This is a genomic window from Oscillibacter sp. (genome assembly GCF_032060045.1).
GTDB lineage: Bacteria > Bacillota > Clostridia > Oscillospirales > Oscillospiraceae > Oscillibacter.
Genome location: NZ_DAMBZJ010000023.1, coordinates 1 through 24,663, shown reverse-complemented (window position 1 = coordinate 24,663; position 24,663 = coordinate 1). Strand labels below are relative to the sequence as shown.

Genomic DNA, 24,663 nt, shown 5'->3' with positions numbered 1-24,663 from the left:
GAATTAGGAGGAACAATACTGCCGCCGCACCAAACAAGGTCTGCGCCATTGTGCTGGCAAAAAGGCTTTGCAGGGCCTGCCTTCCGTGTTTGCCGATCAGCCTGCCTGCCTCCATCCGCACCCCCATCTCTGCCATGCTGAACACGGCCGTCACCAAAAATACGGCGAACACAATGCACAAAAGTGTCATACGGTTTTGCCGCTTATGAACCTTGGCAGAGATTGGAATAAGACTCAGATAGCTTTTCATTCCCGACACCTCCCCAAATCGGTGAGCGTGCCATCGGATACTTTCAGCACACGGTCAGCGGTTTGGGCAATGCTGGGGCTGTGGGTGATCATCACAATGGTCTGCTCATACTTTTTGGTGGCTTCTTTGAGAAGGGCGATGACCTCGCTGCTGTTCTGAGAGTCCAGATTGCCGGTCGGCTCATCCGCCAAAATCAACGATGGCCGTGTCAGCAGCGCACGCCCGATGGCCACTCTTTGCTGCTGCCCGCCGGATAACTGGCTGGGGAGATGATTTCGGCGCTCCTTCAGACCCAACACCGTCAGCAATTCCTCCAGATACTTCTTATCCGGCTTTTGGTAGTCGAGAAGAACTGGAAAAATAATATTCTGCTCCACCGTCAGTTCAGGAACTAAATTAAACGCCTGAAATATGAAACCAATGTTTCTGCGGCGAAAAACAGTTAACTGGCGGTCCTTCATTTTGAAGGGATCGTTTCCGTCAATAAAGACTTTGCCGGAGGTTGGCGTATCCAGCGCTCCCAGCATATTCAGCAACGTACTCTTACCGGAGCCGGATTCGCCCACCACTGCGACAAATTCGCCTTTGGGTACCGTAAAGCTGACATCTTTTAATGCGTGAACAGCGGCTTCACCGCTGCCATAAGTTTTACAGATTGCTTTTACTTCTAATAGGTTCATTGTTGTACCTCTCTTTCTGTGCCATAACCACAATGAAAGAGTAGCATGCGTATCCTACGGCCAGATGAATTTCATCCTACAATTTTGTAGGAATTAAAAATTCTATGATAAAAGTAGTTCCCGCACCCAATTCACTGTCAACTTTTACGGTCCCGCTATGGGCTTCAATGATGGATTTAGCAAGGGGCAGCCCCAAACCGATTCCTTGTGTATCCTTTGAAAATTTACTGCGGTAAAACCGCTTGAAAATGTGATACAAGTCCTCGTGATGAATGCCGCAGCCGTTGTCCTTGATACGAATTTGGAGGATTGCAGGGGACTGTAGCCACGCAATGTCAATCCAATCTCCCTTTTTCGTGTGATCAAGGGCGTTCTTAACAATATTGTCCAGTGCCTCCGTTAACCAATCCCGGTCACAAAGCAAAGTGACAGCAGAGTCACCGGTTAATCGGATTTCCTTTTCCTCCCGCTCGGCTCGGAAAGCAAAGCGCCTTTTAACACATTCCATCATTTCCGATACATTTTCCATCCTTTTGTCGAGAACAACTGTCCCAGCATCCATTTTGGTGATTTTTAAAAGGTTTTGCACTAAAGTCTCAATTCTGCCCAGTTCCTGTTCGGATAGAGTTGTAAACTCTTCAATCGTCTGCGAATTTTCTGCTTCGCTTTGCAGAATTCCATTGTAAATATTGAGTGCTGCAAGAGGGGCCTTTAATTGATGCGAAATATCCGCAATCGTATCTTTTAAGAATTCCTTGGATTTCAGTTCCTGCTGTGCATGGGCATTCAGGATAGAAACCAACGTGTTCACCTCATGAAATAGTCGATATAGTTCGCCCTCATCATTGCATTCAATACGGGCATCGGGATCCCCAGAAATGTATGCTGTGATTTCGGACACAGCAGTTTCAAGGGTTCTATATTGCTCCTTAAAATATCCGTAGCATAGCAAGAGGATCACCAATGCCATACATAGCGCACAGATAAATATTGATCGCGCCGCAGGAACAAAGGATAAGAGCATCAGAACGGATGTGGCTACTATAAACGCAGCAATGCACGTCAATATCTGTATAAAAAGCAGTTTAATTTTTCGATTAGCCAGTATTCTCATGATGCACCTCAATCAACGGAATTCCATTTATACCCTAAGCGGCGCACCGTAATGATTCTTTTGGGATTGCCGGGGTCATCTTCAATTTTGGTGCGCAGTCTGCGGATATACACGGTGAGCGTATTGCTGTCCACATAGCTTTCATTGCAATCCCACAGCTTGCTTAAAATCTGTTCCGGCGAAAGCACCCTGTCTGGGTTTTCTAAAAATAGGTGCAGGAGTTTAAATTCGCCGGCGGTTAGTTCAACAATTTCACCGTTTTTGGATACCTCACTTTTTAGCAAATCTACTTTGATTCCGCCTGACACCAGATCCGTATCTGCCTGATTAAAATGCTCGCTTCTGCGCAGCAACGCATTGATCCTTGATAGAAACACTGCCAACTTAAAAGGCTTTGTGATGTAGTCGTCACCACCTATGTCAAGCCCCATGATGATGTCGGTTTCTTCATCGGCAGCAGTCAAAAAAATAATGGGGACTTGTGATGTCTGCCGTATCTTTTTGCATAATTCAAAGCCTGTGCCATCCGGTAGCGAAACATCTAAAATCACCAGATCATAGTTACCATCTGCCCACTTCGTATTTGCTTCGCAGATTGTGTGGGCAACAGCCAAATCGTACCCCTGCTTTTTAATCGTAAAAGATAAGCCATTGATTAAGCTTAAATCATCTTCCACTAAAAATATTCGTTTCATTTATAATCACCATCCTTGGGACTATTGGTTTTGTATCGCTTGTCGGCTGGCCTTTCCGCATCTTTTGGTATGAGCCAGACCGATGCCATTTTTACCGCGCCAGATATACGGCCATTAGTGCAATGGTAGTTTATCATGCGAGGGGTGATGCCCCATTTTTCGCTTGCTTCTTTCAGAGTCATATATTCCATATTGCAATACCTCTATAACAGAAAACCTTATATTTATTATATTTCGCTATCTCGAATAATACAAGCATGTCCATAGAAGAAAGATATAGAAATTGTAAAATTGAGTCGCGAGAATGAACATCTCATACAAAATACTTAAATAGAAAGTTAAAGGGTTGCTAAAGAAAAGTCTTGTATAATTTGCCCGGGGGCATAGGTTAAAGTAAATAAAAGGCGAGGTATGTAAACAGTTAAAAGCATTGTTTGCTGGAGACGTAATAATAATTGCGACTGCCGCATTCGTAGTAATTCAGTTCCGTTCGACCAGTAATGAATATGCTCAGATCAAAGGATACACGGGTATAATGATTTGGTGAGAAGCGGAAACACTCCACCAACGAGAAAACCTGAATTGACAAACCTCTTGACGACGTGGCATCCGCTACCCACATATCATAGTTGACGATGCCTTTATATTTACTATATCCATATAAAGGCATATCGGGGCATATCACCTGATATCCATTGTTAAGAAGCGGCACCGCCAGAAAGGAAAGCAGCCGTCCATTTCCCCCAACACCATGAAAAAGAATAATGGTGGCTTTCGGTTCTGATGGAGAATATACATCCAGATGAATTCGGTTGCCGTTGTTTAGTTCCAAAAAATGTTCTTCCGGTTCTGCCTTTGCGTTGAGCCTGTATTTTGGAGGAAGGAAGACCTGCACCTTCCTCCATATCAGATCATTTTTATACAATGGGCGCTCTCTTCTCAATCAAGCAAAATCTTTAGGTTGCGTTTTCGCTCAATTCGCAGCAGCTTTTCCATATCGGAAAATATTTTACTCTGTGTACAAAGCGTTGTACTTCCCAAAGAAGCTTTGACGAAATATCATGGTCAGTCTTATAATCCAGCAACATTCAAGAGCTTTCGGATAAAATGTTGGATGGCGTTGCGGGCGGTGCTATAAAACAACGTTCATACACTTTCCGAAATCATATTAAAAAAGGAAAACGGCGGCTTTGATTTTTATTTTCAAAACCGCCGTTCCCCTATGCCTCATGTCCGCGCATAATAAGCATGTATGTGAAGATTACTGATAGAGCCAATCGTCAAAGTGATCTGCCCATTCTTGCAGTGCATTAATAAATCGCCCAACATGAAATCCATCACATACTGAATGATGTACTTGCACTGCCAATGGCATTAAAACCTTTTTATCTTGCTCGATAAACTTGCCGATAGTAAAAATAGGGGGCAGATAACAACCATCTGTGTATACATTGAGGTTAAATCCTGTAAAGCTCGCCCAGGGCAAACAGGATACATTGAACGTATTAAGTGGTTCATTGGGTTTGGGCATTAGCTTAGTGGCACTTGAATAACAGGCAATATCAGATATGCAATTTTCATAAAACTGTAGAAAAGAAGTGTTATATGGAGTCCATATACTCGAAAATAACTCCTTTTCTTTATTGAAAATGGTGTAACTCGGATTAAGCTCGTCCCAAAAACCTAAATTACCATCAGGATCAGTATTCATACGAAACTCTTGATATCGGTTAACAATTGTGGTGAGCATATAGATTTGCGCAGGATATATTTTTTTGTCCATGCTTTTTAATGCTGCGCGCATACCGGTTATATCAATATTGGCGGTTAAGCTATAAGTGCAGCGCAGATCATGCATATAATGATGATAGTAATCTTTACGCACCCAATTATTTATATCAATCAAATGAAAGCCCATAACAATTCTCCGCATTCTCATTTATTTTAACGTGCAAAAGCCTGTGCCATGCACGATAAAGAAATTGTTGTTACCATTGTTTATTCATCCCTCTCTGCATATAATGTAAATTAAAGTATATCTTATTGGTTCGTCAAGTACAAGCCGGATGGAATTTCATAAAAAACGTTATACAATTTCTCCCTGTTTTCTAAGGCGGGCATTGTATGATGAAATGGGATATAGCGAGTGGGAGCTGCGCAGAGTTTTTTAGACAGTGGGGTTTCGTGCTATAAGGACATCTACAAAAGGCACCGTGCTGTTTTTCTCGGCAAAACAATCCGGCTGGTTACTTTGGAGGAGGCACACTGTTAAGGCACTGGCCGAAAAGTCGGAGCAGCAGGGCATCATAACCGACCACGGCATAGATAAAATGGCGGATGCATTTGGAACATAAAAGGATGAAATCAACCGATACTAAAGTTGGCAGCAACATTATTTGATAAGAAGGTTGAGAAAATTGGAAAAAGAACCATGGAACTTTGATAACAGTTATGTGAATCTACCCGAGATTTTTTATATAAGCCAGAATCCGACCGCTGTGCGCGCTCCAAAACTCATCATATTTAATGATGCATTAGCGGATTTTTTAGGCGTACCACAGCAATTAGGCGTTTTTGCCGGAAACGAACTTCCCGGCGGATCCGAGCCTATAGCCCAGGCATATGCCGGACATCAGTTCGGCTTTTTTACCATGTTAGGTGATGGACGCGCTACTCTTCTGGGCGAGCAAATAGCAGTTTCCGGAGAGCGATTTGATATTCAACTAAAAGGTTCCGGGCCAACCCCATACTCCCGAGGTGGCGACGGACGCGCAGCGTTAGGACCCATGCTGCGGGAATATATCATTAGTGAGGCCATGTATGCATTGGGGATTCCAACAACCAGAAGTCTGGCGGTCGTAACAACGGGAGAAATTGTAAGGCGCGACAAAAATCTGCAGGGAGCAGTTTTAACACGTGTTGCAAAAAGCCATATTCGAGTAGGAACCTTTGAATATGCTGCCCACTTTGGCACGGAAGATGATGTTCGCAGCTTAGCCGATTACACCATAACACGGCACGCTCCAACCATTGCAGCATCTGAAAACAAATATCTGATGCTGCTAAGAGAGGTGGTGAAACGGCAGGCGTATCTGATTTCCAGATGGCAATTGGTGGGGTTTATTCACGGTGTAATGAATACAGATAATATGTCCATTAGCGGCGAAACCATTGATTATGGTCCTTGTGCTTTTATGGATGTTTATCAACCGGCAACTGTTTTCAGTTCCATCGATACACATGGACGCTACGCCTATGAAAACCAACCAAAGATGGCTGCATGGAATTTGGCTCGCTTTGCGGAAACCTTGTTACCCTTGATTCATGATGACACAAATAAGGCCGCAGAACTTGCCCAAGAAGAAGTTTCAACTTTTTGGAACCTGTATCATCAGTATTGGCTGGAGGGAATGCAGGCAAAGTTGGGGCTGTATAATCAGGAAGAGGGGGACCCTCTGCTGATCAACGATTTTTTGTATCTTATGGAACAAAATCAAGCGAATTATACAAAGACATTCAAATCCTTGACATTGGACAAGAACGATGGCCAGAATTTGTTTGCCCACCCTGCGTATCATCCTTGGCATGAGCGCTGGCAAGAACGGCTTGACCGACAGCCACAGTCAAGAAAGGAAAGCAGGGAACTTATGAAAATTCATAACCCTGCGATGATTCCCCAAAACCATCTGGTTGAAGAAGCACTGGCGGCTGCGCAAGAGGGCGATTTATCCAACATGCATAAACTGCTCCTCGCTTTGGAAAATCCTTATGGCTATACGGCTGAACAAGAAACGTTTCCACAAGTGCCTCCGCCTGCATCTTGTCATTACCAGACATTTTGTGGGACTTGAGCGGCTTTGCCGATGTAGCGTTATAGCATAAACAAAAAGGTGAATTGATGCAATTTTTAAACGATGTAAAACACTCTGTCCCTCATACTTCGGATGAATTATTCTGTATCATAAGAAAAATGCTGGACTCATCCACTTCTTCAATTCGGTATGGCAGGCCAATCCGTTCCCCAATTTCTCTCAATTGTTCCGGCGAATGTGTGATCGCCCTGAAGCCATCTTTGCAAACGATGACCCCATCTTTTGACTGCTCGCAGTCAATTTCTCCAAGCAGACCTTTATCCGCCTGCTCTTCAAACCATTTAAGGCGCCATTCCCAAAACTTAGCGCTGTAACTGCTAAAATAGACCGTTCCGCCGGGCGCCAGAAGTTTAATCATATGATCAATAACGCGTTCATTGGCTCTCATGGCGGACAATGCATTCTGTAAACAGAGAATGACGTTAAAGGTTCCGTCAAAGGTCATCTCATGGGCATCCATAGTGACCATGGATGCGTTGGGATAATTTTTTAAATAGGCCTTGCCCAATTCCACATTATCGGCAGAGATATCCATGCCGATAATGGAATCGCAATAGGGTGCCAGCTCTTTCACAATCCGCCCGTAACCAGCGGCCATTTCCAGAACACGTTCTGTCCCGGAAAGCTTTTTTCGGACAAAGTCAATCTCTTCATCTAAATATTGCTTTACGCGGGGAATGGCGGTTTCGTAGACGCGAAACAAGCTTTGGGAATTCAACTTGTCAGCATAATAATTATTCATTACCGTTTATCCTTATATGATAGAGTAGTAGTTTATAAAGCCCCTCTCCAAGGGCGGTACTGCGATGAAAAAGTGTGAATTGTTAATAATTTACAATCCTATATTACACTGAGATTATAACAATATCAACCAAAACGCCTCGGGGATCATGCTGTCAAGCCTACTGCCACGGAATTGAACGATCCAGAACTGTGAAAGTATCGAAATGTAAGCGGTACAGTTTATGACTGTACCGCTCGTTTTATGGTCGAATTGGAAACTCTATTGCAGATACCTAAATTTTCCGCTATAATGAAAACATGAAGTTACCTGGAATCTGAGGAATTTTTAAGGGAAGTTTGCTAGCCTGCAAGGTTTCATATGTTCCTAACAGATAACCGTATCCATCATTTACAGCTTGGTAAACACTGTAACATAATATAAAGTGTAATGCTTGGAATGACAGGTTATTACGAGAGGTATGGTGGCATGAAACGAAAAATAGCGTCAGGGATATTAGCCATTGCGTTGAGTTTTTCCTTAGTTGCATGTGGATCGAATCAAGTGGACAATCAGGAGGGAAGAACCGGTTCCGTTTCAAGCGATGTTTTTTATACGAATAAGCGGCTGAGCAATGAACAACTGCTTTCTGATTATGATGCCATGTGGAAAGCAATGAAAGAGAGCTATCCTTTTTGGGGAGTGCTGGCCCGGAGCAGGCCGCAGGATCCGGGATACTATAACGCAGTTATTTCCGATTATCGCGGACAGCTTCAAGGTGTTGAAGCGGGGAGCGACGAGGCAATGTATCAGTTTTTATCCATTGTGGCCAACAGTCTGTATGAAGTATGCGGGATGGTAGGCCATGTGAGTATTGTCAATCCAAACCATTTTGAAGGGTTAGGTGTTTATAAGGAGTACGTCGACGAAATGCCGGAGGTGCAGCCCTGGGTTGACGTGATTGAAAAGCCGGAAGTTATTTCTTTTTATGAATATTGTGATTACCTGCGAACACTTCCGCTGGAAGACACGAGCAATGCGGAGACTGAAGATGATAAATCAAGTGAGCAGGCGGAAATAGAAAGCATGCCTGCAAATGCAAATCTGACAACAAACATCCTTGAAGAAGGGAAGACCGCTTACATCCGAGTGGATTCCTTTGATGATTCCTATATAGACGCTGATTTGCCAAAAATCCAGACTTTTTTGGAGGAAGTTAAGAATTACGATAATTTGATTATCGACATCCAGAATAACGGTGGCGGAAATACTGACTACTGGGAGAAGGCCTTTGTTCGTCCCAATCTTGCAGAACCGGTCAACTCGCGGCTGATACGGCTAATGAAAGACACCCAATTGGCACGGCAATTCTATATGTTGCAGTATCAAGACTCCACATTAAGCATGGAAGCAGTCAAAGACGATCCGGAGTTGAAAGAGCTGTCCAGCGAGGATATGGCAGATTTGTCTCTGGCAAGGGAATTGTCGGAACCTGTGGAGCCGGATACAGGAGAAAAAATGTTTCATGGAAAAATATGGGTGTTGGTAGGGTCGGCGGTATACTCTTCCGCGGAGGCGTTTGCGGTATTTTGCAAAGACACTGGGTTTGCCACGTTGGTAGGACAGACAACGGGCGGCTCCGATAGCGGCGGTCCAATCCTTTTTGAACTTCCTAACAGCCATCTTTTAGTTCAGTTCGATGTGGAGTATTGCCTTAATGCGGACGGAAGCTGCAATCAGGAGACGGGCACAGTGCCGGACATCGAAGCAGAGGATGCGCTGCATAAGGTGCTAAGCTTAATTGAAAGACCGTAGTCTCTTGCGCGGATTGCGGTGTTGCTACGCTTAGAATTGGCATTAGGCTGGGGTGCAAGTTCTTGGGAGGAAAATGCCGGGTGATGATGCTCTATCTGGAGCAATATGACGACACAGCGTAGATCGCAATTACTAAAATCATACAAGGAGTGTTAGTGAATGAATAAGATTACTTGCATTTGCCTGGGTGTAAAAAACATGGAAGAATCAATCCAGTTTTACCGGGACAGGTTAGGGTTTCAAACGGATGAAAAGAGCAATAATCCCCAAGTGGTATTCTTTAATACGCCGGGCACAAAATTTGAACTCTTCCCTCTGGACTTACTGGCGAAAGACATTCGCGCAGAGGCCCCGCCTCCAGTATGCAGCGGCTTTGGCGGAATCACGTTGGCGTATAATGTTGAGCACAAAGAGGATGTTGCAAAAGTAATTGAAAAGGCCAGAAAAGCTGGAGCCAAAATTGTTAAAGAACCGCAGGAAGTTTTTTGGGGTGGATACCACGCGTATTTTGCAGATTTGGATGGCTACTATTGGGAGGTTGCATGGGGACCTGATTTTAAATATGATGATGACGGCATGCTGGTGTTTTAACAAAGCCGCAAGTGCTCGTTATCAACAATATGCCAAGGAAAGCATCACTCCTTGCTTGGCAGCAGATCTCTTTAAATAACACATTCTTTCTTATGTTCTATCAAACTGCTACGAGCGGCATGATTGCAAATCATGCCGCTCGTTTGCCATTATAATTACGACGATCCGAAACAACAATTGCATTTAAAGAGTTCTCCTTACATACATGATGAATCGGACCCATGTTCTGGTTAGGAAAACGATGGATTGCTTTCACTATAAGACGGCAAAGTCTGCATGAGGGCATAAAAGCATTCCGGCTTACCGGTGCTGAAGTATTCATACCAAGATTTCAGCGTGTCGGTTTGAAAAACGTTTAAATGTTCAATGATTTGTTTTGCCCACAGCAAGGCCCCGGTGGAACCTGCAGTAATCAGGTTGTGATTTGCCACAGACGGTTGGTCGATATAAAAACTTTGCCCCGTATAATCGCGCGCAAACATTTCAAGAAATCCCGGTCCATTACTGGTATGGGGGCGTTGATTCAACAGACCGATATTGGCAAGGGCGGCGGTAGCCCCACAAATTGCGCCAACAGTACCACCCACCGCGAGAAGCTCTTTTGCTTTTTCAAGGATGCTTCCGTGCCGGGGGTCATTCCATGTATTTGCGCCCGGCAACAGCAGCACACTTGTTTCTGCCACAACAATTTCGTCAATCAGGCAATCAGGCACCACCGTCAGCCCGCCCATTGTACGAATTGGCTCTTTGGAAGAACCCACCGTTTTCAGCGAGATCTTAGGTGCGTCCTTTTTGAAAAAACGAGCAGAATACAGTTCCGCAGACACATACCCCAGCTCCCAGTCCGCGAAAGTGTCAAGGACATAAACATAGATTGAAAACATAAATTTCCTCCGGTTCATTGTGTTATAGATAAATTTATTGTACTATGTAATTGTTGACAACAGCATGGCAACAATCTGCAATAAAACAAATGAAATTTTGAAGGACGGCCATTGATGAAAGTAGATAGACTGGTAAGCATCATTTTGCTGCTTCTGGAAAAAGAGCGGATCGGCGCACAGGAACTGGCGAAGCTGTTTGAAGTTTCACCCCGCACCATTTACCGAGACATTGAAGCAATCAACATGGCTGGAATTCCGGTTCACTCCACTTCAGGAGTGGGCGGTGGCTTCGAAATTATGCAAAACTACAAGCTGGATAAAACCGTTTTTTCGACGGCGGACTTGTCCGCCATCTTGATGGGGCTTTCCAATCTTTCCAGTGTGATGCGCGGGGATGAGCTGGTGAACACGCTGGCGAAGGTAAAAATTTTTACCCCCGCCGATAAGGAGAAGGACATTGAATTAAAAGCCAATCGAATCTGTATAGATTCAAGTCCGTGGATGAGCAACAGGAACATACTACAGTATTTAGAGATGATCAAAACAGCTTTGCAGGAAAGCATGCTGCTGACCTTTGAATATATATCTCACCACGGAAAAAAGACGACACGAACAGTTGAACCATATCAGCTTATACTGAAGAGCGGTCATTGGTATTTGCAAGGGTATTGCCGTGAAAGGCATGATTTTCGCTTATTCTCAATTTCGCGCATATCGAACCTAACACTACAAGAGGAATCTTTTACACCGCAACATTATCAAAAACCAATTTTGGACGCTACCGACATCTTAGAAACCATACAGACAAAAATCAAAATTCGTATTCACAAATCGGTTATGGACAGGGTTCTTGATTATTGCGCCTTTGAAGACTTTTTATGCGATGGAGATGAATGGTATATTGTGAGCTTCCCCTTCGTTGAAAATGAATATTACTATGACATTCTTCTAAGCTTTGGGGATAAATGCGAATGCCTGGAACCGCTGCACATCCGCACGGAAATGAAGCGAAAAATACAAAAGATCGCGGCCTTATACGGTAGCAAATAAGTAATGCTAGGGGATAACTGTTAAACCTAAGTAATATTGAATAAGAGGGGATTGTGTATTATGAATAAAACGAGTCCTCAATTACCCAAAGAATTTACATTGACAAATGACTTTTCGTCTTATGCAGAGGAGTTCCTTATATCGGAACTCCCAATTACAAATATGAAAAGTACAGGCTCTGTTGTTCAAGATGAAGGGTTCTATAGCATTGAAATTAATAAAAGCATTTTTGACAATTGTACATTGCATGCATGCAATTTCCGAAAGGCAAGTTTTATTGATGTTGTATTTCAATCTTGTGATTTATCGAACACAGAGTTTCAGAACGCCTACTTTGAAAGGTGCAGGTTTATTTCCTGTAAATGTTTGGGCGTAAATATGAGCGATACCGTTATCAAGAAGACTGCTTTTGAAGAGACCAATCTCCAATACTCATATTTCGACAGAAGCAGGATGACAGATGTCGTGTTTGAAGAAATTGATTTTACAGAGGCATCCATGGTGGAAGCAAAATTAAAAAAGTTTCAACCGAACAAATCTAAGTTTCTGAAGAATAACTTTCATAGAACATTACTTGCAACGGTTGATTTTACGAATAGTGAATTGGCCGCGCCAATCGTGTCCTCTCCACCTGTGGAACTTAAGGGAGCTATTATTGATATGTTTCAGGCGGCAAATCTGATTGGCCTTTGGGGAATCATCGTAAAATTATAAATAAATGCGTGGATTGGTGCTGCCGTTCTTCGCATAGCAAAGGTCCCTTGGAGAGATTCAAGGGACCTTGTTGCGCGACAGTTTATTTATGATATTTTCCGGTACATTCCGCAACCTGAAGCTCTATGACGGCAGTACCCTTGACCATATTCTCAGGGAGTTCCATGCCGGCAAATTGAGGAGTATATTTTTCCACCAGCCCATTCAGCACTTCGCGCTTGCGTTCAAGATCATTAAGAATATGGGCTGTACCGGTCAGAACCACACTGTTGTAGATGGCTTCTGTATCACAAGCCGTCTGATCGCCGGGCTGTAAGCCAAGAAGCTCGTCCACCTCAAAGCATGCCTTGGGATTGCTGCTGATATTATCAATTTTTTGCCCTTTGGGCAGGCCATGCATATAAACATTACCGTTACAATAAACAAAGTGCATTGCAATTACGTAGGGATAGCCATCCTCTCGGATCGTCCCGAACCGTCCGCATTCAGCTCTTTGCAGCAATTCATCCATCTGCTCCGGAGTTAACTGGAACCGTTTCATTCTGTACTGCATCTGTAATTCCTCCTAATCGTTTTCCTGATGTTACGAGACTTCTTGCATTACTTGTAATAAGTACGCTTCTATTATACAATGAAAGCATACCTGTTAAAAGTTACACTTTTTCGCAAAACACATGGGGACACTTGGGAGGGATTATGGTTTATATTGATAAAGACGCAAATACTTCTTTGTATGAGCAGATTTATCTGCAGATAAAAAGTGGAATTGCAACCGGAAGCATTGCCAAAGGCACACGGCTCCCCGGCATACGTACCCTATCCAAAACGCTGGGAGTCGCACGAAATACAGTGGATAAGGCATACACCCAGCTTGCCGTGGAGGGGTATATTTCGCCGCATAAAGGTTCTGGATTTCTGGTAGAGGGTGGGGCAGATGCTCCTTTTAAGAAAACGGAATGTCCTGTTCCGGCTGATTCCGGCGGACATGACTGTGGCTTTCAAGAGAAGTCTGAAAAGATAGAGTATGATTTTCAATATGGAAATTTTCCAAAGAGCTGTTTTCCAAGCGCCGCGTGGAAAAAGCATTCTGCGGCAGCACTGAGCGCCGCTGTCCCTTCCTGCCTCACGCACTATAGTAACAAACAGGGAAATTTGTCTCTGCGGCAGGAACTGCAAACGTATCTGCATCATTCTCGGGGCGTGCGTTGTTCGGAAGAACAAATCGTAATTGGCTGCGGCTTACATTATTCTCTGGACATCTTATGCATGCTGTTTGGGGAGCGCAAGAGAGTTGCAATGGAAGACCCCGGCTACCATGGGGCAAGGGAACTTTTCAAGAATCATGGATTCTCACTCCATGCCCTTGCAGCCGACCAAGATGGGCTGGCGCTGACTTCTTTGAAATCGGCAGATATCTGCGCGGCTTACATTACGCCGTCTCATCAATTTCCCTATGGTTCCGTTCTTTCCATATACAAACGCAAACAGCTTTTAGAATGGGCGGAAGAAAGCAACTCCTATATAATTGAGGATGACTATGACAGTGAGTACCGATATGACGCAAATCCGGTGCCATCCCTTCAATCACTTGACAGGAATGACCGGGTTATTTATATTGGGACGTTTTCAAAATCTCTGTCGCCGGCCCTGCGCGTCAATTATATGGTTCTTCCCAAATGCCTGCTTGCGGATTATCATCGCATGTTTTCTTCGTATTCCAGCCCGGTATCCTGGCTGACACAGGAGGTGCTGTCCAGATATATGGCGAGCGGCGAATACGCACGGCATGTCCGGAAAATGTGCTCTGCCTATCGTAGGCGACACGATGTGTTTGTGCAGGAATGCGCGGAACAGTTTGGCGATAAGGTGGTCCTTCATGGGCGAGGAGCGGGCTTGCATTTTTTGCTGGAGTTTCCGCGTGGGACAAATACCAAACGGCTTATGAGCAAGGCGGAAGAAGCGGGGGTCCGGGTATATTCCGTAGAGCCCTTTTGGAATTATGCGGAGGACGGTCCGGACCATTTGATTTTTATGGGATATAGCCTGTTGGATGAAGTGAAAATATGCGAAGGCATTCGAATTTTGCGGCGCGTTTGGAATGATGAAATCAACTAATTCCAGAGTGTTTATAAGTTGATTGGATGAAAGCTTCTTGCGGATTGGCTTAAGACCATTGTTGCGAAAGGAGATTTCTAAAGGCCAGATAATTTCACTCCAACAAGAACACCGCTGCGGCTCAAAACTGCAGCGGTGTTCTTATTTATAAGCGTTCAACACGCTGGTGCTGAAGAAGTGGTGTGCAGTCAAAACCACGTTGCTGTCTATTTGCCTGTGTTTGCGTACATGGCGATCCACCAAACAAGGCCGGTTGCTGCCACGGCAAGCCCCCACCATGTTTTAAACAGGAGGGCGCAGCCGAGGAGAAGGATTGCGCCGCCGGATAACAGGAAGCCCCAGAAGCGCGTGTCAGACATACCATCAAGCCTGACAACATCCGCGCCCGAATAATGTATGGGCCTTGCATCGGGCTTGCAGACGCAAACAATAAGCCATATCCACCAAAGAAAAAATCCTCCGATTGCGTTTCGGACACAAGAATCGTTTGGATAGCCTTTGTTTTTTACGATTGCCCGGCAGGCAAGTCCAAAGAGTAGTCCTCCGACGAAGTATCCGACTAGCACAGCAATAATGTACGCCTGTAAGATTGTGTACAGCCCGCTATAAAACGATTCCATAAACAAACCCCTCCCACGTGTTTTTCAAGATTGCGTTGCCTCGGCAGAGCTGACAATAAGCGTTCGGCTTATACCGGCCGACAGATCTGGGTTACGGTATCCGCCTGCGCGATTAAAAACAGTTCGCCTTGCGGTGCCTTTCACCACAATACCATATTTTAGTAAAATATACCACAGATAATTGTAGAGAGCACGCTATGGAAAATGGCTTTATGAAATGCACAATCAGTAAATGGACGCAAAGGACATAAAAAAGGCGCCTCCGAAGAGGCGCCTGGGTGCAAGGGTTTATCTACGGAAACAATCGCTGCAATAGATGGGGCGATCTCCCCGGGGCTCAAAGGGGACTTTGCAGGGCTTTCCGCACTCGGAGCAAACAGCGTCGAACATCTGGCGAGCATTGCCTCCCCGGACGTTCCCCTTGCGGGCGTCGCGGCATGATTTGCAGCGCTGGGGTTCATTAGTGAAACCCTTCTCCGCAAAAAACTCCTGCTCTCTGGCGGTAAAAGTAAATTCCTGGCCGCAGTCCTTGCAAACGATGGTTTTGTCTTGAAACATGAGATACCTCTTTTAAATTAGTTCGCCCTCTTCGGCGACATTATTAGCATACGCCTATGTGGGCAATAAGTCAATACAATGTTTTGAGTATAGCAAAGAAATAATAGGAAATGAGTAAGTGGAAGCCGCGTCCGACGTGCAAAAACGACTTCTTTGCGGGTTTTAGATGGAATCTGACACGACGCACTTGGGGGGCTGTGCTCCATCAGGCGCAGCCGCGCAAATCTCCCGTGGTTTTTCCAAGATGCGCAGCAGGGGAGCATACTGGAGAATTTCAATAAACGTGGTGTAAGACTTTTTTTGTAAAAAAATTTATGGTATTATAATCATATAAACAAAATGCCATCCAACGCGCAGAATTGTGGTACGGTATGACCGTTCCTACATAAAAACGCCGCAAAGGCTGAGTAGTCGATTTTTTACGCAGGAGGAAAAGTATATGGAAAGAAAAGTTCGGCAGAAAGTGCAGGGATTCCGGACTCGGGATGGAGCGGGAGTGAGTCTCGTTCGTGTCTTGGGACATGAGACTGTTCAGGAATACGACCCGATTTTGATGCTTGACTCCTTTGACAGTATAAACCCGGATGAGTACACCGCCGGATTCCCCATGCATCCCCACAGAGGAATTGAAACGATCAGCTACGTTTATCGCGGGCAAATGACCCACAGGGACAGCCTGGGCAATTCGGATACCATTGGTGATGGAGAGGTTCAGTGGATGACGGCAGGCTCCGGAATTTTGCACGAGGAAAAGCTGCCCGCATCGGAAAGAATGCTGGGCGTGCAGCTCTGGCTGAATCTTCCGGCAAAGGACAAGCTGGTGCCCCCAGCCTATCACAGTATCAAAAACGCCGAAATCGAAGAGATTCCGCTGGAAAACGGAAAGCTAAGGCTGCTCGCTGGGGAATTTGAAGGCAAAAAGGGGTATGCAGGCAACTATCTGCTTCTGGACTATTACGACATCCATCTGAACGCCGGGGCTTCCATCGTGATCCATACGGAAGACACGCGTTCTGTTATGGTTTTTACGCTACTGGGCAACGCAATCGTCGGCGGAGAGCCGATTCAGGAAAAGACGGCGGTAAAGCTTACGGCGGGGAGCCATGTGGAGATCAAGGCGGGCGCGGAAAACGCGCAAATTCTTTTTATCAGCTCCGTGCGGCTGGATGAGTCTGTGGCTTGGGGTGGCCCGATTGTCATGAACACCAAGGCCGAATTGCAGAAGGCGTTTGACGATCTGGATCGGGGGACCTTCCTGCAAAAAGAGATTGCATACTAAGAGAGGAAGACGTTTTTTTGGACAAAATCCGACAAAAACATTTTTCTTTTCCTCCGTGTGTTTCTGTGCTATAATCATTAAACGGTAAGGACATTACCAAAATAAAAAATGCGGAAAGGAACTGCTTTTTGAAAAAGACGAATTATGTGGAGATTGTTGCAAACCGGGAGGTTTGCGACAGATAATCCCGCATTCCTCCCAAAAGGATGACAATTTACTTTTTGGAGGATATACTTTATGAACCGTGAGAATAAACGCAAACAATACGAAAAAGGTTATTTTAAAACGCATGCCTGCGAGGATGTATTTACCTGCAAAGTCTGTGGGAGGCAGGTTTTTCCACTGGGCGCCGGGAGTAATCACCGGAATCACTGTCCGAACTGCCTCTCTAGTCAGCATGTAGACATTGAGCCGGGGGATCGGGAAGCCGACTGTGGCGGAACAATGGAGCCTGTGGCTGTCTGGGTGCGCAAGGGCGGCGAATGGGCGGTGATCCACCGATGCCGCATTTGCGGTGCTCTTTCTTCGAACCGGGTTGCGGCGGATGATAATCCAATGAAGCTTATGAGTATTGCCCTGAAGCCTCTGTGCGAGCCGCCGTTTCCGCTGGAACGCATAGAGGAGCTGGTGTCCTTAATGGGCGGCCAGGGCAGCTTGTTGAAGTGATTAAAAACGAGCAAAAAGCCTGCAGGAAGACCAAATTCCACGGGCCTTGGTGCGGTGTGGAATGTTTGCTGCGCTTATTTTGTAAATAAAGCAACGGCAGTTCCATCTGAGAAGACTCAGATGGAACTGCCGTTTTTTGTCGGGTTTGCCTGACGCATAAAACTTTCAGTCAAATTGCGGGGCGGGGGGTAACCGTATCCGCGCAATTAATATAGCCGCGCGGCAATCAATTCCTTCGTAAGCGTTTCTTTACAAAAGAAACGCTCTTCGATATGGTGCTCTATTCAGAGGGGTGCCGCCAGCCACCGGAATCCGGAAAACGCCCGCCGACGGCGGGCCAATCAGATCGACTTGACTGGGCGGACGGACCTATGAACTGAACGTAAAATCTTTCACAGAGGCGTCAAAAAAGGCGTTGATCGCTTTGCTAACAGATTTATAGTCGCCCCGCTCGAATTCCAGAGCCACCAGACTCCGTTTTTCAACGGAGCTCTTACGCTCATAGGGGGATTCCAGAATTTTCAATGCTGCCTCCCGGCGCAGCAGGATAATGGTCTGCATCAGCTTATAAAACACGTCGTTTCCGCAGTTTTGGGCCACATAGATGTCCAGCGCTTCCAGCAGAGCGTTAAACTTCTCCGGGGAGCAGTCGTCCGCATAGGCCTGCGCCAGCAGAGTCACACGTTTGCGGATGCAGGTTACGATTTCATCCGTCTTCCGATCAAAGCACGCAAGATATACGGCGGTTTCAATCAGACGGCGGGCCTCGTAGACCTCATGGTAATTGCTGACCTTCTGGCGAAAAAGCCAGACAATCGTCTCCTCCGGCATTTCGTCAATCTGATTGCCCACAAAGGTGCCGCCGCCGGGCTTGATGGTCACGAAGCCGATGAGGGACAGCGCCCTCAGCGCTTCCCGAATACGGCTTCGTGAAACTTCCAGCATTTGAGAGAGCTCTCTTTCCGGCGGAAGCTTCTCGCCGGGCTTAAGCTCTCCGCTGATAATTTTAGCCGCAAGCTGCTGCATGACCTGTTCGGTTAAAGTAACCCTATTTAAGGATTCAAACTGTACGCTCATACAATTACCCCTATATTTTTGACCTGATTTTCCAATCAGTATACCATACTGCATATGTTTGTCAAATGGTTCCAAAAGAGGAAAATTGATAATTTGTTCAAAAAACAAGATAAGATTTGTTAATACGCACAAATATTCTCTCCTGTATTGACATGCAATCAATCAAATGATACATTATTTTTGGAACGTGGTACTACCAGAATAACAAAAACCAACTATTTTTGGTGTGGAGGAAACAACAGTGCCTATTCATTTGACGGGGATGACGTGGTCCCACAGTCGGGGCTATCCCCCGATGGTTGCAGTTTCACAGCGCTATGAGGAGCTTCATCCCGAGATTCGGATTACATGGGAAAAGCGGTCTCTGGCAAACTTTGAAAGCCAGTCAATCGAGGAGTTGGCCCAGCGGTACGATATGCTGGTGCTGGATCATCCGTGGACGGGGCGGGCAGTGGCCTCCCAAATACTTATTCCGCTAAATGAACTGATTCCTGCGGACTTTTTGGAGGATCAAAAGAGGAACAGCATTGGCCCGTCCTATCGCAGCTATACCATGGGGGGGCAGCAAATTGCGCTGCCGATTGACGGGGCTGCTCCGGTGGCAGTTTATCGGCAGGACCTTCTGGAAAAAGTGGAGACCAGACTGCCTGAGACTTGGGAGGATGTGCTCTCTCTTGCCAGAGGACGGGGCGTCATCTTTGCGGGCGGCCCGGTATATACGATTCTGGATTTCTTCTCTCTGTGCGCGACAATTGCCGGCGGAGAAGAAGCCCTGTATGGGGAAGAGGAACTGGTTCCTTATGCTGTTGGGGCGGAAGCGCTGGAGCGCCAACGGGAGCTTGCGGCACTGTGCGTCCCGGTCCTCTTTGAGATGAATCCGATTCAGGTTTACGAGGAGCTGAGCAGGGAGGACACCCCTTACCTATACAGTCCCTTCCTTTTCGGCTATGCGAATTATTTCCGTCTGGGTTACGGCGAAAGGGTGTTGAAGGCAGCAAACGTAGTGTCCTATCACGGCACGATGCTGAAAACCACCTTGGGAGGAACGGGTCTGGCGGTTTCCGCCAATGCGAAAAGCCGGAAAGAGATTGCGGATTTCTGCCAATACGTGGCTTCGGAGAAAATTCAAAGGACGCTCTTTTTTGACGCAGGCGGACAGCCCGGCTACAAAACCGCATGGGAAGACCGATGGGTGAACGAGCGGTCCAATGGATTCTTTAAAGATACCGCGGATACGCTGGAGCATTGCTCCATTCGGCCGAGGTACAACGGGTACATGGATTTGCAGAATCAAGGCGGATTCATTGTGCAGGAATATATGAAAACGGGGACCGATGTCAAGGGCGCTTTGGAAAAGCTCAATGCGCTGTATTTGAAGTCCCGGAGAGGAACATGATGAAGCTGCTAGAGGGAGTCATTGTACTTGATTTTTGCCAGTTTTTATCTGGCCCGTCGGCGGCCATGCGGCTGGGAGACTTGGGGGCGCGGGTGATCAAGGTGGAGCGGCCAGGGGTGGGCGACAGCGGACGCCAGCTCACGCTAAATAATCTGACATCGGACGGGGATTCGGTCAATTTTCAGATTATCAACCGGGGCAAGGAGAGCTACGCGGCGGATTTAAAAAATCCGGAGGATCTAAAATCCGTCCGCCGTCTGATTGACCGGGCTGATGTAATGATCTCCAATTTCAGGCCCGGCATTATGGAACGGATGGGCCTGGATTACGAAACAGTGCAGAAGACGAATCCCGGAATCGTCTACGGCACGGTGACTGGGTACGGGACGAAGGGCCCCTGGGTGAAAAAGCCCGGACAGGACCTGCTGGCGCAGGTTATATCCGGCGCGGCGTACTTAACGGGGGACCGGGACGATCCGCCCATCGCGCTGGGCCTTTCTCTGGCGGACTCCATTACGGGCACCCATCTGGTACAGGGCCTGCTGGCCTGTCTGGTGCGGCGCGGGAAAACCGGGGTAGGCGGAAAGGTGGAGGTTTCCCTTCTGGAGTCCATGATGGATCTTCAGTTTGAAAACTTTTCTAATTACCTGAACAGAGATGGGCGGCTGCCCCAGCGCAGCAAGCTGGGGAATGCCAATGTGGACCTTGGCGCGCCTTACGGAATCTACAAAACAAAAGACAGCTTTATTGCAGTTTCGATGGGCTCCATAAAAGCCCTCGGCACGCTGCTGGACGAGCCGGAGCTGATGGGAGACGACGATCCCATGAAAAAGCGGGACGAGCTGAAGGACATCATTGCCCGGCGTCTTGCAACGGATACCACGGCGCACTGGCTGAATGTGCTGCAAAAAGGAGACTTCTGGTGCGGGGAGATTTACGACTGGGATCAGATGGTGCGCTCGGAATTTTTTACGGCCCTGGACACGCTGATCGACATTCGCCGCCCGGAGCTGGAGGACCCCATCTGGACCACCAAATGTCCCATCCGGGTAAACGGAGAACGTGCAGGGGAGGGGACCTTCGCACCCCGGTTAGGGGCGGATACCGAGAAGCTCAAGCACGAGTTTGGTCTGTGAGGAGGGGAGTGAAAGGCATGAAACCACTGGATGGATTTACGATTTTGGATTTCAGCCAGTTTCTGGCGGGTCCGTTTGCAAGCCTGAGACTGGCCGATATGGGCGCCACCGTCATCAAGGTGGAGCGCCCGGGCACCGGGGATTCATACAGAACCAACTACGGCCCCGCACTGAAATTCAACAGCAATAACGCGAGCTACTATTTTGTAAACCGAAATAAGGAGAGCGTGAGTCTGGATCTGAAAAATCAGGAGCAGCGGGAGAAGCTGATTCCTTTGATACAGTCGGCGGACGCAATGCTCATCAATTTCCGGGCCGACGTGACGGACCGGCTGGGCCTTGATTATGAATCGGTGAAAAAAATCAACCCCTCTATTGTGTATGGCGAAATCACGGGCTATGGACGGGATAATCCGTGGAAGGACCGCCCGGGGCAGGACCTGCTGGTGCAGTGCGCTACGGGGGCCTGCTATCTGAGCGGCAGCGGATCGAACCCGATTCCCTTTGGTGTTTCGGTTGCGGACGAATTCAGCGGAATGTATATGGCGCAGGGCATTCTGGCGGGCCTCTACCGCCGGGGGCGCACAGGCGAGGGCTGCAAAATTGAAACAAGCCTTGCCGAGGCGATGTTGGACATTGAATTTGAAAACTTTGGAGCCTACCTGAACAACGGGCGAAAGCTCTCCCCCCGCAGCGAGGTGAACGGCGTGAATCCCTGCCACGGAGCGCCCTACGGAATTTACGCGGCGCAAGACGGATCTCTGGCTCTGGCCATGACCCCAGTGCCAGAACTGGGACGACTGTTGGGCTGCGAGCCATTGACCCAGTACACCCAAAAATCGGACTGGTTCGATAAAATGGACGAGATCAAAGGATTTTTGCGGGACCACCTGAAAACCGGGACGGTGGACCGCTGGCTGCAAATTCTGGAGCCTGCCGACATCTGGTGCGCCCGGGTTTATAACTGGGAGGAGCTGCTGGAAACAGGGGGCTTTCAAAGCCTTGAAATGCTTCAGACAGTGGAACGGGAGGATGGCAAGTCCTTTGCCACCACCCGCTGCCCTATCCGCATAGACGGCGAGAGGCTGCTGAATGAAAAGCCCGCGCCCGCTATTGGTGCGCAGAACCAAAAATACGGCGTGGCAAACTAATCAGTTTATCAGAAAAAGGAGAGACATTTATGGACACCATGGCAATTTACTTTGAGGATTTTAACGTCGGAGACACGCACACTACTTATAGCAGAACGATGACAGAGACGGACATCGTGCTCCACGCAGACCTTGGCGACGTATTCCCCCACCATATGGACGTGGAATTTGCGAAAAAAAGCGAGTTTGGACAACGGATTGCCCACGGAGCGCTGACCTTCAGCATGGCGGTGGGCATGAAGGCCGCAACCATCAACACCGTGGGCTTTTCTTATGGATATGACCGCCTGCGCTTTGTAAAGCCCGTGTTCATCGGTGACACCATCCATGTGGTGGTGACCATCACAGAGAAGCGCGACCATCCCAAACGCCCGGACATGGGGATCGTCGTTGAGCATATGGACGTAATCAACCAGCACGGAGAGGTGGTTTTGATCTGCGACCATCTGACATTGAACGAACGGCGCACGCCCCTTTCCAAGTAAGCCTGCTGCCGCGGATTCACGCTTCAGTTGTTCCCTCCCGTCCCGCCCCATCCCACAGAGCAAAGAACCTATAACCGGCGAAAGCTTTCTCCAACAAGAAAACCGACAAATGAAAGGGAATGGATTATGAAAAGATTTTTGACATTACTGCTTTCTCTGGCAATGACTTTCTCTCTCGCCGCATGCGGAAACAACGGCGCTACATCCACCCCAAATGCGTCTTCCGGCTCCGCGTCAGCCGATGGAGACGGAAAGGTTTACACATTGAAGATGTCCTATACCATTTCCGGAAACGAAACCGTGGCCCAGTGTGCGCAGGCTATGGCCAAAAGGGTTACGGAGCGGACCAACGGCGGCGTGGTTTTTGAAAACTACCCGGATGGACAGCTGGCCACCGACACGGATGCGCTGGAGCTTTGCGCGCAGGGCGCCAATATCATCTCCTTCGGCACCCCTGACTTTCTGTCGGCATACGCGCCCGACCTGGGTATTTTGGACGGCCCCTTTCTCTTTGCCGACCCCAGCGAGTTTAAGCTGATTGACGAGTCCGACTGGATGCAGGATATGCGTAGCAATCTGGAGAGCCAGGGAATCAAAAATCTTGGAATGAGCTGGTACTTCGGTTCCAGAAATCTGACCTATACCGGTGACAAGAGCGTTACGACTCCTGCGGATCTGAAGGGAATGAAGATTCGCTCCGCTTCCTCTCCCACCCGTGTGGGGATGCTGGAGGCCATGGGCGCTACCGTCACCCAGATGCCTTGGAACGAGGTGTACAGCGCGTTGCAGCAGGGTGTGTGCGACGGCTGTGAGGCGCCGCTGTCCACTCTTTACAATTCCAAAATCTATGAGGTCTGCAAGAATATCACGCTGGACAAGCACATTATGGCCATCTGGAGTGTGAATATGTCCGCCGATTACTTCAACTCCATGCCCGCAGAGTATCAGGAGATTCTTCAGGAAGAAATTTCCAATGCGGCGCAGGTCACCATTGACAGAGTGACGGTGGACGAGGCGGGGTTCCAGACCATGCTGGAGGACGAGGGCATTAAGTTCTATGAAGCGGACCACGACGCGTTTGTGGAAGCCACAAAGTCCGTCTACGGGAATATCAGCGGCTGGTCCGACGGTCTGTACGATACCGTATCCGCCATCCTGAAATAAGAAGATAGAAAGAACCGGGCGGCGTAGGGCGCGCCGCTTGCAAAGAAACAGGAAAGCACGGAAAGTTTCTCATTACATAAATTTGGACCGGGCGGGAATGTCCGCCGGCAGGCCGATTTGCAAGCGGCCTGCCGGCAGACAAAAAAGGAGTTGGGAGCTATGAAACTATTTAGGTGGATCGGCAATCATATCTTGGAGATGGTTTCCGGAGCCGCGTTTATCACGATGATTTCGGTGGTTTTTTTTAATGTAATTCTGCGATTTACCACTGGTCGCTCCCTTGTGTGGAGCGAAGAAGTCGCGGCAATCGGCTTTATCTGGACAATTTTTATTGGGGCGGCGGTCTGCTGCAAGGAGCGGGGCGGCCTCATTAGCGTGGATATCTTAATCACTCTGCTTCCTTCCAAAATCAATAAGACGGCTACGCTGATTATTGATATGGCGCAGGTTGTAATCTGCGCCATGATGTGCGCGCTTGGCTGGAAGTTTGCCATGAGTGCGGCTAACAAGGTGTCGCTGAGCCTTCAGGTCCCCTACACGGTTTACGACATTCCCATTGCGATCAGTTTTGCGTTTATGACTTACTATACGGCAAAGCGTGTGGCGGAGGATCTCAAGGCATTCAAAACC

General features: G+C 47.4%; 26 protein-coding genes and 1 pseudogene. 14 read left to right on the top strand and 13 right to left on the bottom strand.

What is annotated here, in order from left to right; translation table 11 throughout:
- The 7 genes and pseudogenes from RT018_RS10395 to catA all read right to left on the bottom strand — a co-directional run.
- A pseudogene (locus RT018_RS10395) lies at positions 1-250 on the bottom strand (ABC transporter permease); the annotation flags it as partial.
- Complete coding sequence (locus tag RT018_RS10390; RefSeq protein ID WP_312941645.1) at positions 247-930, bottom strand: ABC transporter ATP-binding protein; 684 nt, start codon at positions 928-930, stop codon at positions 247-249. The pseudogene RT018_RS10395 and the gene RT018_RS10390, both read right to left, overlap by 4 nt.
- A 76-nt stretch (positions 931-1,006) precedes the next feature.
- Complete coding sequence (locus tag RT018_RS10385; RefSeq protein WP_312941643.1) at positions 1,007-2,044, bottom strand: HAMP domain-containing sensor histidine kinase; 1,038 nt, start codon at positions 2,042-2,044, stop codon at positions 1,007-1,009.
- An 8-nt stretch (positions 2,045-2,052) separates the two neighbouring features.
- Positions 2,053-2,739, bottom strand: a complete 687-nt coding sequence (locus RT018_RS10380; RefSeq protein ID WP_312941641.1) for a response regulator transcription factor — start codon at positions 2,737-2,739, stop codon at positions 2,053-2,055.
- Positions 2,736-2,930, bottom strand: a complete 195-nt coding sequence (locus tag RT018_RS10375; protein WP_312941639.1) for a DNA-binding protein — start codon at positions 2,928-2,930, stop codon at positions 2,736-2,738. Before RT018_RS10375 ends, RT018_RS10380 begins: the two co-directional genes overlap by 4 nt.
- Positions 2,931-3,160: 230 nt before the next feature.
- Entirely contained in the window at positions 3,161-3,664 is a 504-nt protein-coding gene (locus tag RT018_RS10370; protein ID WP_312941637.1) for an alpha/beta hydrolase, read from the bottom strand.
- Positions 3,665-4,000: 336 nt separating this feature from the next.
- On the bottom strand, positions 4,001-4,657 hold the full coding sequence (gene catA, locus RT018_RS10365) for a type A chloramphenicol O-acetyltransferase (RefSeq protein WP_312941635.1): 657 nt from the start codon (positions 4,655-4,657) through the stop codon (positions 4,001-4,003).
- Positions 4,658-5,138: 481 nt separating this feature from the next.
- Here catA and RT018_RS10360 point away from each other — a divergent pair, with 481 nt between their 5' ends.
- Complete coding sequence (locus RT018_RS10360; RefSeq protein WP_397360145.1) at positions 5,139-6,590, top strand: YdiU family protein; 1,452 nt, start codon at positions 5,139-5,141, stop codon at positions 6,588-6,590.
- 82 nt (positions 6,591-6,672) lie between these two features.
- Here RT018_RS10360 and RT018_RS10355 read toward each other — a convergent pair whose 3' ends face one another.
- The gene (locus RT018_RS10355; RefSeq protein ID WP_312941633.1) at positions 6,673-7,353 is read right to left on the bottom strand and encodes a class I SAM-dependent methyltransferase; all 681 of its coding nucleotides are present in this window, start codon (positions 7,351-7,353) and stop codon (positions 6,673-6,675) included.
- 468 nt (positions 7,354-7,821) lie between these two features.
- On the opposite strand from RT018_RS10355, the gene RT018_RS10350 reads away from it, so the two are divergent.
- The gene (locus tag RT018_RS10350) at positions 7,822-9,147 is read left to right on the top strand and encodes a S41 family peptidase (protein WP_312941631.1); all 1,326 of its coding nucleotides are present in this window, start codon (positions 7,822-7,824) and stop codon (positions 9,145-9,147) included.
- 159 nt (positions 9,148-9,306) lie between these two features.
- Complete coding sequence (locus tag RT018_RS10345) at positions 9,307-9,738, top strand: VOC family protein (RefSeq protein WP_312941630.1); 432 nt, start codon at positions 9,307-9,309, stop codon at positions 9,736-9,738.
- Between the two features lie 230 nt (positions 9,739-9,968).
- Here RT018_RS10345 and RT018_RS10340 read toward each other — a convergent pair whose 3' ends face one another.
- Positions 9,969-10,622 (bottom strand): type 1 glutamine amidotransferase family protein, encoded by a 654-nt coding sequence (locus RT018_RS10340; protein ID WP_312941628.1) that lies wholly within the window; start codon positions 10,620-10,622, stop codon positions 9,969-9,971.
- A 114-nt stretch (positions 10,623-10,736) separates the two neighbouring features.
- Here RT018_RS10340 and RT018_RS10335 point away from each other — a divergent pair, with 114 nt between their 5' ends.
- Positions 10,737-11,672 carry a YafY family protein gene (locus RT018_RS10335; RefSeq protein ID WP_312941626.1) on the top strand — a complete coding sequence of 312 codons (936 nt, stop codon included), beginning with the start codon at positions 10,737-10,739 and terminating at the stop codon, positions 11,670-11,672.
- Between the two features lie 60 nt (positions 11,673-11,732).
- Complete coding sequence (locus RT018_RS10330) at positions 11,733-12,386, top strand: pentapeptide repeat-containing protein (RefSeq protein WP_312941624.1); 654 nt, start codon at positions 11,733-11,735, stop codon at positions 12,384-12,386.
- Between the two features lie 82 nt (positions 12,387-12,468).
- Here RT018_RS10330 and RT018_RS10325 read toward each other — a convergent pair whose 3' ends face one another.
- Positions 12,469-12,939: a pyridoxamine 5'-phosphate oxidase family protein gene (locus RT018_RS10325; protein WP_312941622.1), complete on the bottom strand. Its 471-nt coding sequence runs from the start codon at positions 12,937-12,939 to the stop codon at positions 12,469-12,471.
- 143 nt (positions 12,940-13,082) lie between these two features.
- Between RT018_RS10325 and RT018_RS10320 the strand changes: the two genes are divergently transcribed.
- Complete coding sequence (locus RT018_RS10320) at positions 13,083-14,501, top strand: PLP-dependent aminotransferase family protein (RefSeq protein ID WP_312941620.1); 1,419 nt, start codon at positions 13,083-13,085, stop codon at positions 14,499-14,501.
- Between the two features lie 206 nt (positions 14,502-14,707).
- Here the strand turns inward: RT018_RS10320 and RT018_RS10315 are convergent, their stop codons facing one another.
- A complete protein-coding gene (locus tag RT018_RS10315; protein WP_312941618.1) occupies positions 14,708-15,121 on the bottom strand; it encodes a hypothetical protein in 414 nt (137 codons plus the stop codon).
- Between the two features lie 288 nt (positions 15,122-15,409).
- A complete protein-coding gene (locus RT018_RS10310; RefSeq protein WP_293010144.1) occupies positions 15,410-15,679 on the bottom strand; it encodes a zinc-ribbon domain containing protein in 270 nt (89 codons plus the stop codon).
- Positions 15,680-16,118: 439 nt separating this feature from the next.
- On the opposite strand from RT018_RS10310, the gene RT018_RS10305 reads away from it, so the two are divergent.
- Both RT018_RS10305 and RT018_RS10300 read left to right on the top strand, forming a co-directional pair.
- Positions 16,119-16,958 (top strand): pirin family protein, encoded by an 840-nt coding sequence (locus tag RT018_RS10305; protein WP_312941615.1) that lies wholly within the window; start codon positions 16,119-16,121, stop codon positions 16,956-16,958.
- Between the two features lie 237 nt (positions 16,959-17,195).
- Positions 17,196-17,624: an RNHCP domain-containing protein gene (locus RT018_RS10300; protein WP_312941614.1), complete on the top strand. Its 429-nt coding sequence runs from the start codon at positions 17,196-17,198 to the stop codon at positions 17,622-17,624.
- Positions 17,625-17,993: 369 nt separating this feature from the next.
- Here the strand turns inward: RT018_RS10300 and RT018_RS10295 are convergent, their stop codons facing one another.
- Positions 17,994-18,701, bottom strand: a complete 708-nt coding sequence (locus RT018_RS10295) for a GntR family transcriptional regulator (RefSeq protein WP_312941612.1) — start codon at positions 18,699-18,701, stop codon at positions 17,994-17,996.
- Between the two features lie 241 nt (positions 18,702-18,942).
- Here RT018_RS10295 and RT018_RS10290 point away from each other — a divergent pair, with 241 nt between their 5' ends.
- The 6 genes from RT018_RS10290 to RT018_RS10265 all read left to right on the top strand — a co-directional run.
- Positions 18,943-20,097, top strand: a complete 1,155-nt coding sequence (locus tag RT018_RS10290) for an extracellular solute-binding protein (protein ID WP_312941611.1) — start codon at positions 18,943-18,945, stop codon at positions 20,095-20,097.
- The gene (locus tag RT018_RS10285) at positions 20,094-21,233 is read left to right on the top strand and encodes a CaiB/BaiF CoA-transferase family protein (RefSeq protein WP_312941609.1); all 1,140 of its coding nucleotides are present in this window, start codon (positions 20,094-20,096) and stop codon (positions 21,231-21,233) included. Before RT018_RS10290 ends, RT018_RS10285 begins: the two co-directional genes overlap by 4 nt.
- Before the next feature lie 17 nt (positions 21,234-21,250).
- Complete coding sequence (locus RT018_RS10280) at positions 21,251-22,384, top strand: CoA transferase (protein ID WP_312941607.1); 1,134 nt, start codon at positions 21,251-21,253, stop codon at positions 22,382-22,384.
- A 29-nt stretch (positions 22,385-22,413) separates the two neighbouring features.
- Positions 22,414-22,869, top strand: coding sequence for a MaoC/PaaZ C-terminal domain-containing protein (locus tag RT018_RS10275; protein ID WP_294856189.1), 456 nt, complete (start codon positions 22,414-22,416; stop codon positions 22,867-22,869).
- A gap of 126 nt (positions 22,870-22,995) precedes the next feature.
- Complete coding sequence (locus tag RT018_RS10270) at positions 22,996-24,033, top strand: C4-dicarboxylate TRAP transporter substrate-binding protein (protein WP_312941606.1); 1,038 nt, start codon at positions 22,996-22,998, stop codon at positions 24,031-24,033.
- A 159-nt stretch (positions 24,034-24,192) separates the two neighbouring features.
- The coding region (locus RT018_RS10265; protein WP_312941605.1) for a TRAP transporter small permease at positions 24,193-24,663 on the top strand (471 nt) is incomplete at its 3' end.